This window comes from Aquirufa ecclesiirivi (assembly GCF_011250515.1).
Classification (GTDB): Bacteria; Bacteroidota; Bacteroidia; order Cytophagales; family Spirosomataceae; genus Aquirufa; species Aquirufa ecclesiirivi.
This window is the reverse complement of record NZ_JAANOP010000005.1, coordinates 216,414-230,772: the sequence shown is the minus strand read 5'-3', so window position 1 is coordinate 230,772 and position 14,359 is coordinate 216,414. Positions and strand designations below refer to the sequence as shown.

The window sequence follows — 14,359 nt, the reverse complement described above, 5'->3', positions numbered from 1 at the left end:
ATGGCACTTACTTATCAAGTAAACGACAAAGGGTATTATGGGGAATTTGGCGGGGCATTTATTCCCGAGATGCTTTATCCTAATGTGGAAGAACTTAGAACACATTACCTTGAAATTATACATGATCCGACTTTTCAACAAGAATTTCATGCTTTATTGAAGGATTTCGTAGGAAGACCTACACCCTTGTTTGAGGCAAAAAGATTATCAGAGAAATACCAAACTCAGATATATTTAAAAAGGGAAGATCTTTGTCATACTGGCGCTCATAAGGTCAACAATACCATTGGGCAGATTTTAGTAGCTAAGAAATTAGGTAAAAATAAGATTGTAGCAGAAACAGGAGCGGGTCAGCATGGTGTTGCTACTGCCACGGTTTGTGCCTTGATGGGCTTAGAGTGTATTGTTTACATGGGGGCTATCGACATAGAGCGGCAGGCGCCTAATGTGGCTAGGATGAGGATGTTAGGTGCGCAGGTTGTCGCAGCAGAGTCCGGATCTAAGACCTTGAAAGATGCCACAAATGAAGCGATGCGCCATTGGATTAATCATCCAGTTGATACGCATTACATCATTGGTTCTGTAGTGGGGCCACATCCTTATCCAGATATGGTAGCCAGATTTCAATCTGTAATATCGGAGGAAATAAAGGCTCAATTGATGGAAAAAGTTGGGAGAAATTATCCCGACTATGTGTTGGCATGTGTGGGAGGAGGCTCTAATGCAGCGGGAGCTTTTTATCATTATTTAGATGAGGAAAGAACTCAATTGGTGGCGGCGGAGGCTGCCGGTCAGGGGATAAATACGGGACATTCGGCAGCGACTACTTTTTTAGGTAAGGCTGGCGTTTTGCATGGCAGTAAGAGTTTATTAATGCAAACAGAAGATGGACAAGTGATCGAACCTTATTCTATTTCAGCAGGATTGGATTACCCGGGAATTGGCCCAATGCACGCTCATCTATTTAAGACAGGGCGCGCTCATTTTTACGATATTACAGATGAGGAAGCTTTGGTGTCGGCTTTGGAGTTAAGTCAATTGGAAGGAATTATTCCCGCCTTAGAGTCAGCCCATGCCTTAGCGGTATTACCTAAATTACAAGCCAAACCTACTGAAATAGTGGTTATTAATTTGTCAGGAAGAGGGGATAAGGATTTGGCGACTTACCAACAAAGATTAAATTTAGTTTAGATGAATCGAATTTCAGCAGTTTTTGAATCGGCGAAAGGCCCTATATTAAATGTATATGCTACGGCAGGTTATCCCCAATTGGGTGATACGATGACGGTATTGGAGGCTCTTCAGGAAGGAGGCGTCGATATTATAGAGATTGGAATGCCTTATTCTGATCCTGTGGCAGACGGAGAAACCATTCAGCAGTCGAACCAGGTATCCTTAGATCAAGGAATGACCGTGGCTTTGTTGTTTGAGCAATTGAAAGATATGAGATCCAAAGTTCAGGTTCCTGTATTGTTGATGGGATATATCAACCCTGTTTTACAGTTTGGCGTAGAAAAATTTTGTCAAAAATGCCAAGAAATAGGTATTGATGGCTTGATTTTGCCGGATTTGCCCATGGCAGAATATGAGACGGAATATCAAGCGATTTTTGAGCGATATGGGTTATTTAATATCTTTTTGATTACACCTCAAACCACTGATGAGCGCATTCGTCGAATTGATTCGGTGAGTCAAGGCTTTATTTATATGGTTTCCTCGGCTAGTACCACTGGTGCTAAAACTGGGATTAGTTCAGATCAAGAAGTGTATTTTGAAAGAATCAATGAAATGAATTTGAAAAATCCAAGATTGATTGGCTTTGGAATATCAGATCGTGAAAGCTTTTTGAAAGCTTCGGCTTCCGCTTCTGGTGCTATTATTGGTAGTGCATTTGTGAAGTTGTTAGGTAAGTCGAGTCATTTACAAGATGATATTGTAGCTTTTGTTCGCGGGATAAAAGGCCTTAAATAATTCACAATTTTTTGACTAACAGTTTTTTAGAAATAATAAATTTTCTATCTTTGCATCCCAAATCAGTGAGGCTTATGTACGATTGGACCGCTAAGCACTGATAATCACCAAAGTTTGAACAAATAATTAAGATGAGTGATTTAATTAAATTAGTTGAAGCAGAAAATGCAGCTCGTAGAGCAGATCATCCTGAATTTGCAGCAGGAGATACCATTAATGTACACGTGAAGATTCGTGAGGGTAACAAGGAGCGTATCCAGGTTTTTCAAGGATTAGTAATCCAGCGTAAGAATTCTGGTGCTGGTGAGTCATTCACGGTGCGTAAAATTTCTAATGGAATTGGTGTTGAGCGTATATTCCCAATCTTGTCACCTAACATTGACAAAATTGAAGTATTACGTCGCGGTAAAGTACGTAGAGCTCGTTTATATTACATGAGAGGAAAGCAAGGTAAAGCTGCTCGTGTTAAAGAGAAGAAAAAATAAGAGGTTTGAATTCTTTGAAATAGAAAGAGCTGCTCGAAAGGGCAGCTCTTTTGTTTTAGGGCACTAGTGGTTAGATGTAAATTCGTAGATGACTTTGATTAGGCGAATTGTCTTTACAAGAGAGGAGTTTTTAGGCTCCTCTTTTGCATTATAAATTATTAGTGATTAGGTGGTTAATAAGAGAGATTAAGTAACAAATTATTTTCGAAACATATACATACATATTAGATTCGAAAATGGTTAAAAATTTGGTTGTTTGAACTTCCATATTTTAACGATTGGATTTAGAACACAGATTGTAATATTTTTCTCTTATTGACCGATAACGATTAATTTCTTCTGAATAAAAGAAGATTTCTTTCGATTATCACATCACAAAGTTGAGGATATTTACATGAATTATTCTTGCGAAAAATCAATAAATAAAGTTGAGAAAACGCAAGTTTAGTCAATTAGTGACCCATTTTCCATGATTTTTCGCCTAACTCGACTTAATTCAGATGGGCTCATGTTGAGGAATGAAGCTTTGTATTTATCGGGCACCTGCTCATCCATATCTTTAAATGATTTTCGAAACGCTTCATACCTTATCTGGGTATTTCTGATGTGTAAGAATGAGGTAATTCGTTCGTGTTGAACGAGCGTTTCTTGAAGTATGATTCTACAAATAGTATTCGAATGTGGGATTTCAACATATGCTCTTTCTAAATCATCTTTTTCCATGTAGAATACCTCGGATTTTTTAAGTGCGTCAAGGGTGATTTCGCTTGGTCTTTCATGGAAGAAACTTTCAGCTGAGATACCAAATTTACCTGGCAAGGTAAACCATCTTGAAATAGGTTCGGGCATGTCTAATTGGTCAACCCACGAATATTCTCGTAAAAGACCAGATGCTAAAAAGTAAAATTTACTATTAATTTCTCCTTCAGCAATAATAATTTGATTCTTTTGAAAGACAGCGGGCTTAAAATATCCAGCTAGTTGTTTCGTCTCTGCAGGGTTCAATAAGTTAAATGTTTTAAGGTAAGCTTCTAAGCTAGCTAAAGTGGTCATAAAAAGGGTATAAAGTATAAAATGATTAGAGTGATATAAATGCGGACATACTCTTTTACTTTGGAAATCTGGTTAGATTTGCAACAAATTAAAATGAGATTCAGAAATGAAGAATTTGAAATCTTCAAGGGGTGTATACATTTAGAACGTTCCAAAGATATAAATCCATTGGTGGATAGCCAATTATGTAGGATATAAAGCTGTTCTGGAATTTAATTTCTTGCGCTTTCTCAAGAAAAATACTTGATATAGGTCAAAAAAAGGCCCTAAAATTAGAGATCTTTCTAATTTTAGGGCTTAGTGTTTATAGTGAATAAATTACTTGATTACTTTTCTTACGTTTTGATTGATGGTATCAGACTCGATAAGTCCATCTCTCAATCGGATAATGCGGTGTGCATATTGAGCAATGTCATCCTCGTGAGTTACCATCACAATGGTGTTTCCCTTTTTGTGCAGTTGATCAAAAAGATCCATAATTTCATAGGAAGTCTTGGTATCTAAATTACCTGTTGGCTCATCAGCCAATAAAATAGAGGGTTCATTGACTAAAGCTCTGGCTACAGCAACACGTTGTCTTTGTCCTCCTGATAACTCATTAGGCTTATGGCTAGCTCGATTGTCGAGACCTACTCCTCTAAGAGTTTCCATGGCAATTTCGGTTCTTTCTTTTTTGGAATAACCTGCATATATCAAGGGAAGTGCCACGTTATCTAAAGCAGACTGTCTGGGTAACAAGTTGAACGTTTGAAATACAAATCCAATTTCTTTATTACGAACAGCCGCTAATTCATTCTCTGACATTTCACTGACGTCATGACCATTTAAGATGTATTTGCCTGTACTTGGGGTATCCAAGCAACCAACAATATTCATTAAGGTAGACTTGCCAGAGCCAGAAGGGCCCATAAATGCTACATATTCGCCTTTATCCACAGAAATACTAATGTTTTTTAAGGCATCGATAACCTCTTCTCCCATCACATATCGTTTGGAAATATTTCTTGTTTCAATAATTTTGGTCATAATTTCAGGAATAAAATATCTTAAAAATACATCCAATACCTGAAAGAAGTTTCACTTTTCTACAAAAGATACGCATCGTGGATAAAGTAGCTCTAGGAAGGATAAGAGGTTTATTGCTCAATATGTTTTAGCTTTGTTGGCTGTAGAATTACGTGATGAAATATATCCCTGCTTTGGATGGCATTCGAGCCATAGCAATCTTATTAGTATTGATTTTTCATTGGTTTCCCACCAATCATTGGATTAATACCATTCCCAATGGTCCAGTGGGCGTCACGCTATTTTTTGTACTGAGTGGTTATTTAATTACCTCGATTTTATTAAGTCAAAGAGAAAGCCAGACTTTCGCTAAATCATTTGGTAATTTTGTGGTTCGACGTGCTCTACGCATATTTCCTATTTATTACGCTGTCCTGACTTCCTTGCTCGTTTTAAAATCATACGGCATTCAAATTGTTAGCGATTTTTATGAACACCCAGGCTATTACTGGTCCTATTTATACAATCATTGGTTAGAACAAAGTCAAAATTGGTCCGACATGCTCTCTCCCTATTGGTCACTTTCAGTAGAAGAGCAATTTTATATCATTTGGCCCATATTAATCTTAGGGATAAGTTCTAGGGGGAGATTATTGTCAGTTTTATGGATCACCACTTTACTTGGATTGGTTGCAAGGTTTATTTTGATTCATCAATACGAAGGCATTGGAGTCTACATGATTACTTGTGTGGATACATTTGCTTGGGGGGGCTTATTAGCCTATTATATACGAGTGGGAAAAGAAGAACAAGTAAGGTCCTTCGCCAAATGGCTTATTCCTTTGGCTTTGATCGGATTTTTAATTACTATCTTGTTGATGTCTGACCTGAATATTGGAAAGCAATTGTTCTTTAGAACGTTTACATCCATACTTTCAGCAGGTTTAATATTAGCCGCATTGAAATCGGGATTCTTGTCTCAAGTTTTATCCTTTCGTCCATTAAGAGAAATAGGGAAGGTTAGTTATGGCTTGTATTTGTACCATATGCTGATCCCTGATTTATTTTATCAGTTGATGAATCGACTTCATATTTCGATTCATGATCCATTCCATATATACGGAATAATAGCCTTATTTTCTTTTAGTTTTATTTCTTACCAATTGTTTGAAAAACCCATTCAATCACTTAAACGATATTTTGTTTAAAGCTGGATGAATTATCAGTTTTTTCGAATGGCAAAATGGGAAAATAAGGTAGTTTTGCTTAACGCTGGCAAGGTTTTAAACCTTGACAGCGTTGGGGATTTTTAATGAAATTTTTCGCCAGAAGAAAGTTTTTCAATGATTTGCTCCATTCTTTTTTTTCTTGTTTCTGGTTTTTTTGCCGATTGAAGTCTGAAATAGATAGCAAATAAATTGGAACGGTTAAGGGAATGGTAAAAGAGTTCAGCAGCTTTGTTCTTTTTTAATTCATGCAGGAAATCTTCGGGAATCACCATGTCGCTTTGAGCAGCATAAGCCTGTTCCCATCTCCCATCGTCTTTGGCTGCTTGTACCGTTTTTAATCCGGCAGGCATCATTTTCCCAGCTTGGGTCAATCGCTCAATGTGTTGGATATTGATTTTGGACCAGATACTTTTGGGCTTTCGAGGACTAAATTTTTGTAGCCAATAATGTTCATTTAAGGGAAATTTTTGGCTATCTATCCAACCAAAACAAAGGGCCTCATCTAGAGCTTCCTTATAAGAAATGGTTAGATCTGGAGCTTTTAATTTGGAGATTTGAAGACAAATTCCTGGGGAATGCACATGGTTTTTTTCCAGCCACTCTCGCCATTCATGGGTGGATTTGAAAGCTATAATTTCCGCTTTACTCGCTGCCATTAGAAGATTTTTAACCCAAATATACCTTTTTGAGGCAGTATAGTTTTAGTTTAGAACAAAAAAAAGCCCTCGAAAATCGAGGGCTTTCCATTTTAATATTGCTTGGATATTACAATCCTTTCGCTTTCTTAACTACTTCGTCTGCAATGTTTTGTGGAACAAATTCATAGTGAGAGAAAGTTAATGATGCAGTAGCACGTCCAGAAGACATGGTACGTAAATCCGTTACATATCCGAATAATTCAGATAAAGGTACATCTGCTTTTAAGATAACAGCACCTTGACGAGAATCCATCCCTTTCATGATACCACGACGACGGTTTAAGTCACCTGTGATAGGTCCTGTATACTCATCTGGAGTAACTACGTCAACAGCCATGATAGGTTCCATTAATTTAGCACCTGCACTTTTTGCTGCTTCTTTGTAACCCATACGAGCGGCTAATTCAAATGATAATGAATCTGAATCGACATCATGGTAAGAACCGTGGAACAAACGTACTCTCATGGAATCCATTGGATAACCCGCTAAAGCACCTGTTTTCATAGCCTCATCGAAACCTTTTTGAACTGCAGGAATGAATTCACGAGGAATTACACCACCTACGATATTGTTCACAAATTCTAAACCTGGTTTGTCGTCTTCTCTTGGTCCGATTTCAAATACGATATCTGCAAACTTACCACGACCACCTGATTGTTTTTTGTAAACCTCACGGTGCTCAGTAGTCTTGGTTAAAGACTCTTTGTAAGCAACTTGAGGTGCACCTTGATTTACTTCTACTTTGAACTCACGACGCATACGGTCAATGATGATCTCTAAGTGAAGCTCACCCATTCCTTTGATGATCGTTTGACCAGTCTCTTCGTTGGATTCTACTTGTAAGGTAGGATCTTCTTCAATCAATTTTGTGATGGCTTTTGAGAAGTTATCAGCATCAGCTGTTTTCTTAGGCTCAATCGCGTAACCAATTACAGGTTCTGGGAAATCCATAGCCTCTAAAATGATTGGGTGTTTTTCGTCAGATAATGTATCACCCGTTTTGATATCCTTAAATCCAACAACCGCACCAATATCTCCAGCACCTAAACGCTCAATGGAGTTTTGCTTGTTAGCGTGCATTTGGAAAATACGAGAAATACGCTCTTTGTTTCCTGAACGGTTATTCAAAACATAAGATCCTGAATCCAATCCACCTGAATAAGCACGGATAAAGCATAAACGACCCACGTAAGGATCCGTTGCAATTTTAAATGCTAATGCAGCAAAAGGTTCTGATTCAGATGGTTTTCTTAAGATTTCTGCTCCTGTATTTGGGTCAGTTCCTTTAACACCTTCTTTATCCATTGGTGAAGGCAAGATCGCCATCACGTAATCTAACATGGTTTGAACTCCTTTGTTTTTGAAAGAAGAACCACAAAGCATAGGAACAATTTTCATGGAAATAGTAGCAGCACGTAAAGCAGCTAAAATTTCATCTTCCGTGATTGAGTTAGGATCTTCGAAGTATTTCTCCATCAAAGTCTCATCAAACTCAGCCACTGCTTCTAATAATTTCTCACGGTATTCTGTCGCCTCTTCTAACATATCATCTGGGATAGGTACCTCAGTGAATGTCATTCCTTTATCAGCCTCATTCCACTTGATACCACGGAAGTTAACTAAGTCAACTACTCCTTCAAAATGCTCTTCAGCACCGATTGGTAATTGCAATGGCACTGCGTAACTACCTAGCATTTCTTTCACTTGCTTACACACGTTTAAGAAATCTGCACCAGAACGGTCCATTTTGTTAACGAAACCAATACGAGCGACATTGTAATTGTTCGCTAAACGCCAGTTCGTTTCTGACTGTGGCTCAACACCATCTACCGCAGAAAACAAGAATACTAAGCCATCTAACACACGTAGTGAACGGTTTACCTCGACAGTAAAGTCAACGTGACCCGGTGTATCAATGATGTTAACATGGTAATCTTCGTTACGGTATTTCCAGCTTACAGTTGTTGCAGCAGAAGTAATCGTGATTCCACGCTCCTGCTCTTGCTCCATCCAGTCCATGGTTGCCGCACCATCGTGTACCTCACCAATTTTGTGACTCACACCTGCGTAATACAGGATACGTTCCGTCGTGGTGGTTTTACCAGCGTCAATGTGCGCAGCAATACCGATGTTTCTAGTGAATTTTAAATCGCGTGCCATTTTTAAAGGTTAATTATGATATAAGTGTTTTTACTCTTCTCTAAGATTATCAAGAACTTGAGCAACATGGTTTTAGGATGTAAACTTTAGGTTCTTATTTAGGGGTGCAAAATTACTGAATCTTAATTAAATACAAAACTTTTTTCAAATGTTTAAGCGCATTTTACAATTGCTTTATCCGGAAGTTTGTTTTGCGTGTTCCAAGACCCTATTGGAATCAGAAAATTTCCTTTGTACTCCGTGTCGATTAGAGCTCCCAAGGCCAGGTTTATTCCTTCTAAAGCCTAATTGGCTTCGTCTGAAATTTGACGGATGGATGGATTATCAGGATGTACATTGTTTCTTTTTATTTTCTGAAGGAGGCCGAGTTCAGCACCTCATGCATCAAATTAAATACAAAGGAGCCCAAGATTTAGGTCGATTTCTAGGGATTTGGTGTGGTGCAGAATTAAATAAGTACAATTGGCCTTCAGCCTACGAGCTTATTCTTCCTATTCCCATGCACCAACAAAGAATGAATCAACGAGGATACAATCAAGCGCTTTGCATTGCTGAAGGAATATCCCAAAGTACGCAAATTCCTATCTTAATGACTGGGGTAGAAAGAATCAAGAATAGTCAAACTTTGATTCATCAAAATCGACAAGAGCGATTTAGTGGATTGGAAGACGTATTTCAGGTATCGGATCCATCACTTTTTCAAGGGAAGCATGTGTTAATTGTCGATGATACCTTAACCACAGGAGCCACCATGCTGGCATTGGGGAAAAAAATAAAAGCCGCCGGAGCTAGACAAGTGTCTTTTTTAGCTCTGGCGGCTTTACCGTAAAAGAGTCAATGTTATTTGTTCGTTCCCGCGGAAATCATCGCACAACGGAATCCGATGGTAGCTGTAGCAGAATCTTCATCCAAATAACGACGAGTACCTGGTGCCAACCAATAAGCCACATCTGACCAAGATCCACCTTTGTATACGCGAACCTTGTTATCAATCAATGAATTATTGTTTTTGCTGTCGTAACGACTCGCTTTATCTAATTTTTCGTTTCTACGTATTGGGTTTAAATCATTGAAGTCTTGAAATGAAAGAGGGCGATATAAGTCTTGCACCCACTCATTTACGTTACCTGCCATTTGATATAAACCAAAATCATTTGGTGGGTATTTGTAGACTTCTGTTGTAATAATAGCTCCGTCATTGGATTTTCCAGCTATACCAGCATAATCACCACGTCCACGTTTGAAGTTTGCCAACATGGTTCCTCTGGCTTTTCCTTGCGACTGGCGTAACGATGGTCCATCCCAAGGATAAATACGTTGGTTGATTTGGTTCTCATCTTCCTGTTGCGTTCCAATCATGGCTTTAGCTGCGTATTCCCATTCAGCTTCAGTAGGTAGACGGTAAGAAGGCAGAACTCGGCCTGATTCAATAGTCAAACGAGCCGTTGTATTGGTTCTTGTCGTGGCTGCTGTAGCGGCAGTACCAGCAGTAGCAGCTCCTTTTTTAGGTTTCTTTTCTTTGACTTTATCTGAACCTGCCAATTGCTGATTGACAGCGGCTGTTCTCCAAACGCAGTAATCATTTACTTGTTTCCAAGAAATACCCACTACTGGATACATACGGAAGCCCGGAAAACGCAAATATTGCTCCACGTAAGGATCATTAAATGCTAAGTCGTTTTTCCAAACAGTCGTATCGGGTAAAGCAGATTCGTAAAAATCTTGTGTGGAGTCTTTTTGAACCGAATATAAATATTCTAAATAATGAACGTTAGCGATTTCTGTTTCATCCATGTAAAAAGATTGAACAGATACCGTTCTTTCTACGTTGTCATGCATCCCCAATACATCCTCTTCTAAAGAACCCATGGTGAAACGGCCACCTTCAATAAACACCAAATTAGGGCCTGTTAATTGACCACTGAATTTTTTATCTACTTGAAATCCACCCTTTTGGTTATAGGAAATGCCTGTGGCAGAGGATTTTGAACCGATATTTACACTGCTAGGTTTTACGCCAGTTTTGATTCCACTTGGACATGATGTCAAGAGAAATACACTAGCACAAATCCCCATTACAATTTTCAATTTAGCAATCATTGATATCTTTTATCGTAAGAATTTGAAAAGCAAAGGTATAAAATTCAATTAATAAGCTCAAAACTAGCCTAAAATATCCACTAAAATAGTATTTAATTCGTCAATACTACTGATTCGGTCTACTTGAAGAATCAATTTGTTGGCTTTTTCTCTCAATTGACACTGTCCTTTTCGAGTATTTACAAAATTGATGACCTTCAAAACAATGGAACTAGCATGTTTTTGGTGTGTCTCAGATGAAACGAAATGAAGTTTAAGGATATTGTTTTTTAGCAGTATTTTTTCAATTCCTAAAACTTGTGCTTTCCAGCGACATTTCACTAATTCGATCATATCACTGACCTCTTGAGGTAATTTGCCAAAACGGTCTTCTACTTCTTGAATGAATTTGTTTAGATCTTCTTCATGATCTATTTCATCCAATCGAGTATATAAGGCTAATCGTTCGGAAATACTTTGAACATAGGTATCAGGAATTAAAACCCGCATATCTGTCTCAATTTGGCAATCTACTTTTAATGTCTCGGCAACTTCCTGTAAATCAGCCTCAAATAAGGCTTTAAATTCGTTTTCTTTCAATTCCTGAACGGCTTCATCTAGGATTTTGTGGTACATATCATAGCCTAAATCATTGATGAACCCGCTTTGTTCTGCTCCTAACAAGTTCCCTGCTCCACGTATATCTAAATCGCGCATGGCTACTTTGATCCCATCCCCTAAGTCGGAAAATTCTTCCAGTGCGCTTAATCTTTTACGGGCATCACTGGTCAAATTCGCCAGGGAAGGTGTTACTAAATAGCAATAGGCTTTTTTATTGGATCGACCGACGCGTCCCCGCATTTGATGTAAATCAGATAAACCAAAATTATTGGCATTGATGATAAAAATGGTATTCGCATTCGGAATATCTAATCCAGATTCAATGATATTGGTGGCCACTAATACGTCATAATGACCCTCAATGAATCCCAACATGATTTTTTCTAATTTATCACCGTCCATTTGTCCGTGAGCTACCGCAATTTTGGCATCCGGTACCAAACGTAATATTCGATTGGCTATACTTTCTAGTTCTCCAATTCGGTTGTAGACCACAAAAACCTGTCCATTTCTCGATAATTCCTCTCTAATTCCATCTCGTAAAAGTTCATCATTTAATACAACCAATTTGGTTTCCACTGGCTGGCGGTTCGGAGGAGGTGTGGCAATAATGGATAAATCCCTCGCACCCATGAGTGAAAAGTGTAAGGTTCGCGGAATAGGAGTGGCGGTCAGCGTTAATACATCCACATCTACTCGCATTTCTTTCAAGCGATCTTTGACCTTCACTCCAAATTTTTGTTCCTCATCAATGATCATAAGGCCCAAATTTTTGAAAACAACATCTTTATTGACCAAACGGTGGGTACCAATTAAAATGTCGGTCACACCTTTCGCCACTCGATCGAGAGTTTCTTTGATTTGTTTCGGCGACTTAAATCGGTTGATGTATTCCACCTTACAAGGAAATGCAGCCAATCGATCATGAAAGGTTCTAAAATGTTGCATTGCCAAAACCGTCGTAGGTACTAAAACAGCTACTTGCTTGGAATCTGCTACGGCTTTAAAGGCAGCTCTTACCGCAATTTCGGTCTTTCCAAAACCAACATCTCCACAAACCAGTCGGTCCATGGGGTGAGGTTTTTCCATGTCGGCTTTCACATCTTGTGTCGCTTTTGCTTGGTCGGGGGTATCTTCATATAAAAAGGAAGATTCTAATTCGGCCTGCAAATAGGTATCGGGAGAAAAAGAAAAACCGGGTGCCGATTTCCTTTTGGCATACAAGGAAATTAACTCTTTGGCAATGTCTTTTACCTGTTTTTTGACTCTCGATTTTTTGTTGTCCCAATCTGGAGAACCTAATTTAGACATACTCGGAGGCGCACCTTCTTTCCCCGAATATTTAGAAATTTTATGTAAAGCATGAATGGATACCGAAAGGACATCATCATCCCGATATATTAGTCGAATGACTTCTTGTTCGCCATTGGATGTTTCAATCAAGTTTAAACCAGCAAATCGGCCAATTCCATAATCAATGTGCGTAACAAAGTCCCCTACCTGTAAACTCCTTAATTCCTTTAAAGTCAGGGCTTTATTTTTAGAAAATTTGTTTTTCTCTTTGAATCGATGAAAACGATCAAAAAGTTGGTGGTCAGGATAAAAAGCTATTTTTGTTTGCTCATCAATGAAACCTTCGCGTAACGTAATTTGTAGGTTTTTAAATTGAATCGAGGTATTTAATTCGTTGAAAATGACTTCCAGTCGTTCTAGTTGACGGGAAGATTCGGAACAAATGATATTTTGATAGCCTTGCGTTTGGTTATCGAGCAAAGCACCCGCTAATCGTTCGAAATCCTTATGAAATGCCCCAGGGTTTTTAGAAGCATACGTAATGGATTCCGCATTTTTCAAGTGATTTCTTTTCCCGTATTCTACTTGGGTAAATTGGTTGAGGGACTTCAAAAATTCTTTTTTACTCTCCCAACGTTCGGAAGGATCAGACATAAGTTGAATGTCGCTACCCCGACTTTTCAGTTCTTCAAAAGCATCATGTGTTTTTTGGAAGTAATTTTGAATGATTTCCAAGAGCATATCTTGGTCTTTTATCCAAATGATGCTGTTTTCTGGGAAGAAACTCAAAAAGCTTTCTCTACTTTCTTGAATGAGCTTAGTTTGCACATCAGGGATGAGGTGCATGGCAGAAACGGACTGAATGGAAAGTTGAGTTTCTGGATGGAATGTTCGAATGCTATCTACTTCATTTCCGAAAAAATCTAGTCGATAGGGGAACTCTGTCGCATACGAAAATACATCTAATATTCCTCCACGAACGGAATATTGACCTGCTTCATAGACAAAATCGGTTCGCTCAAAATCATATTCGTTGAGCGTTTCTGCTACAAAATTGGGATCTATTTTATCCCCAACCCGAATAGAAAGGGTATTCTTAACCAGTGATTTTCGATTGATTACTTTTTCACTTAATGCCTCTGGGTAGGTGACAATGTAAGTGTCTTTGGATGATAAATTACTGAGTACATTGAGTACCTCGGCACGCATCAATACATTGGCATTATCTATTTCTTCCCATTCATAGGGTTTTTTATGGGACATCGGAAATAGTAAAACCTCCGCATCTCCTACTAAAGACTGTAAGTCATTCAGGAGGTAATGGGCCTCTTCTTTTTCCTCGCAAATCAGTAGATAAGGTCTTTTTTCTTGTTTGGTGGCAGCCATCAGGATAGCGTCTAGCGAGCCAGATAAGCCTTTTACATGGAATTTGCTTCCTTTTTGGGCATGATGAATCTGCGAAGAAAGAGTTTGAATAATTCCATCGTGTTGGTATTGGGCAATAAAATCTTTTACAATCATAATCTACCGAATCAGGGCAGCCAATTTTTTCTTAGGGCTTGCAAAGGTAGGAATTTTTGTATCTTTGTGTATCCACAAAAAGGGGTGCCCAAATATTTGGGCTGAGATTATACCCATTGAACCTGATTCGGTTAGTACCGACGAAGGGATTTTGTCGAGTTTTTAGCGCTGAAAACTCAAAAAAATCATCGATGTAAGGGTTAGCATGTTAAATCAGACAGGATTTGACTCCTTTACCTGTTG

Annotated in this window: 11 protein-coding genes and 1 riboswitch; of the genes, 5 read left to right on the top strand and 6 right to left on the bottom strand. The window is 38.5% G+C overall.

The window, feature by feature from the left end:
- The 3 genes from trpB to rplS all read left to right on the top strand — a co-directional run bounded on the left by trpB (window position 1) and on the right by rplS (window position 2,456).
- Window positions 1-1,191, top strand: coding sequence for a tryptophan synthase subunit beta (gene trpB, locus G9H65_RS08925; RefSeq protein WP_166374996.1), 1,191 nt, complete (start codon window positions 1-3; stop codon window positions 1,189-1,191).
- Window positions 1,192-1,971: a tryptophan synthase subunit alpha gene (gene trpA, locus G9H65_RS08920; protein WP_166374995.1), complete on the top strand. Its 780-nt coding sequence runs from the start codon at window positions 1,192-1,194 to the stop codon at window positions 1,969-1,971.
- Window positions 1,972-2,102: 131 nt separating this feature from the next.
- On the top strand, window positions 2,103-2,456 hold the full coding sequence (rplS, locus tag G9H65_RS08915; protein ID WP_109322003.1) for a 50S ribosomal protein L19: 354 nt from the start codon (window positions 2,103-2,105) through the stop codon (window positions 2,454-2,456).
- 444 nt (window positions 2,457-2,900) lie between these two features.
- On the opposite strand, the gene G9H65_RS08910 is transcribed toward rplS, so the two are convergent.
- Both G9H65_RS08910 and G9H65_RS08905 read right to left on the bottom strand, forming a co-directional pair.
- Window positions 2,901-3,509 carry a Crp/Fnr family transcriptional regulator gene (locus tag G9H65_RS08910; protein WP_166374994.1) on the bottom strand — a complete coding sequence of 203 codons (609 nt, stop codon included), beginning with the start codon at window positions 3,507-3,509 and terminating at the stop codon, window positions 2,901-2,903.
- Window positions 3,510-3,827: 318 nt separating this feature from the next.
- The gene (locus G9H65_RS08905) at window positions 3,828-4,535 is read right to left on the bottom strand and encodes an ABC transporter ATP-binding protein (protein ID WP_166374993.1); all 708 of its coding nucleotides are present in this window, start codon (window positions 4,533-4,535) and stop codon (window positions 3,828-3,830) included.
- 155 nt (window positions 4,536-4,690) lie between these two features.
- Between G9H65_RS08905 and G9H65_RS08900 the strand changes: the two genes are divergently transcribed.
- Window positions 4,691-5,722, top strand: coding sequence for an acyltransferase family protein (locus G9H65_RS08900; protein ID WP_166374992.1), 1,032 nt, complete (start codon window positions 4,691-4,693; stop codon window positions 5,720-5,722).
- A gap of 101 nt (window positions 5,723-5,823) precedes the next feature.
- Here G9H65_RS08900 and G9H65_RS08895 read toward each other — a convergent pair whose 3' ends face one another.
- On the bottom strand, window positions 5,824-6,399 hold the full coding sequence (locus tag G9H65_RS08895) for a YdeI/OmpD-associated family protein (protein WP_166374991.1): 576 nt from the start codon (window positions 6,397-6,399) through the stop codon (window positions 5,824-5,826).
- Window positions 6,400-6,508: 109 nt separating this feature from the next.
- Complete coding sequence (gene fusA, locus G9H65_RS08890; protein WP_166374990.1) at window positions 6,509-8,602, bottom strand: elongation factor G; 2,094 nt, start codon at window positions 8,600-8,602, stop codon at window positions 6,509-6,511.
- A gap of 148 nt (window positions 8,603-8,750) precedes the next feature.
- Between fusA and G9H65_RS08885 the strand changes: the two genes are divergently transcribed.
- Entirely contained in the window at window positions 8,751-9,431 is a 681-nt protein-coding gene (locus G9H65_RS08885) for a ComF family protein (protein WP_166374989.1), read from the top strand.
- Between the two features lie 11 nt (window positions 9,432-9,442).
- Here G9H65_RS08885 and gldJ read toward each other — a convergent pair whose 3' ends face one another.
- Both gldJ and mfd read right to left on the bottom strand, forming a co-directional pair.
- Entirely contained in the window at window positions 9,443-10,702 is a 1,260-nt protein-coding gene (gene gldJ, locus G9H65_RS08880) for a gliding motility lipoprotein GldJ (protein ID WP_235927486.1), read from the bottom strand.
- A 63-nt stretch (window positions 10,703-10,765) separates the two neighbouring features.
- Entirely contained in the window at window positions 10,766-14,116 is a 3,351-nt protein-coding gene (gene mfd / locus G9H65_RS08875) for a transcription-repair coupling factor (RefSeq protein WP_166374988.1), read from the bottom strand.
- Between the two features lie 70 nt (window positions 14,117-14,186).
- Window positions 14,187-14,282, top strand: a riboswitch (TPP riboswitch).
- Window positions 14,283-14,359 lie beyond the last annotated feature (77 nt).

What these genes read in the sequence shown, in the direction of transcription:
- G9H65_RS08905 (WP_166374993.1), bottom strand. Translation starts at nt 4,535, where the DNA reads ATGACCAAAATTATTGAAACAAGAAATATTTCCAAACGATATGTGATG.
- mfd (WP_166374988.1), bottom strand. Translation starts at nt 14,116, where the DNA reads ATGATTGTAAAAGATTTTATTGCCCAATACCAACACGATGGAATTATT.
- gldJ (WP_235927486.1), bottom strand. Translation starts at nt 10,702, where the DNA reads ATGATTGCTAAATTGAAAATTGTAATGGGGATTTGTGCTAGTGTATTT.
- G9H65_RS08885 (WP_166374989.1), top strand. Translation starts at nt 8,751, where the DNA reads ATGTTTAAGCGCATTTTACAATTGCTTTATCCGGAAGTTTGTTTTGCG.
- G9H65_RS08895 (WP_166374991.1), bottom strand. Translation starts at nt 6,399, where the DNA reads ATGGCAGCGAGTAAAGCGGAAATTATAGCTTTCAAATCCACCCATGAA.
- rplS (WP_109322003.1), top strand. Translation starts at nt 2,103, where the DNA reads ATGAGTGATTTAATTAAATTAGTTGAAGCAGAAAATGCAGCTCGTAGA.
- G9H65_RS08910 (WP_166374994.1), bottom strand. Translation starts at nt 3,509, where the DNA reads ATGACCACTTTAGCTAGCTTAGAAGCTTACCTTAAAACATTTAACTTA.
- G9H65_RS08900 (WP_166374992.1), top strand. Translation starts at nt 4,691, where the DNA reads ATGAAATATATCCCTGCTTTGGATGGCATTCGAGCCATAGCAATCTTA.
- trpA (WP_166374995.1), top strand. Translation starts at nt 1,192, where the DNA reads ATGAATCGAATTTCAGCAGTTTTTGAATCGGCGAAAGGCCCTATATTA.
- trpB (WP_166374996.1), top strand. Translation starts at nt 1, where the DNA reads ATGGCACTTACTTATCAAGTAAACGACAAAGGGTATTATGGGGAATTT.
- fusA (WP_166374990.1), bottom strand. Translation starts at nt 8,602, where the DNA reads ATGGCACGCGATTTAAAATTCACTAGAAACATCGGTATTGCTGCGCAC.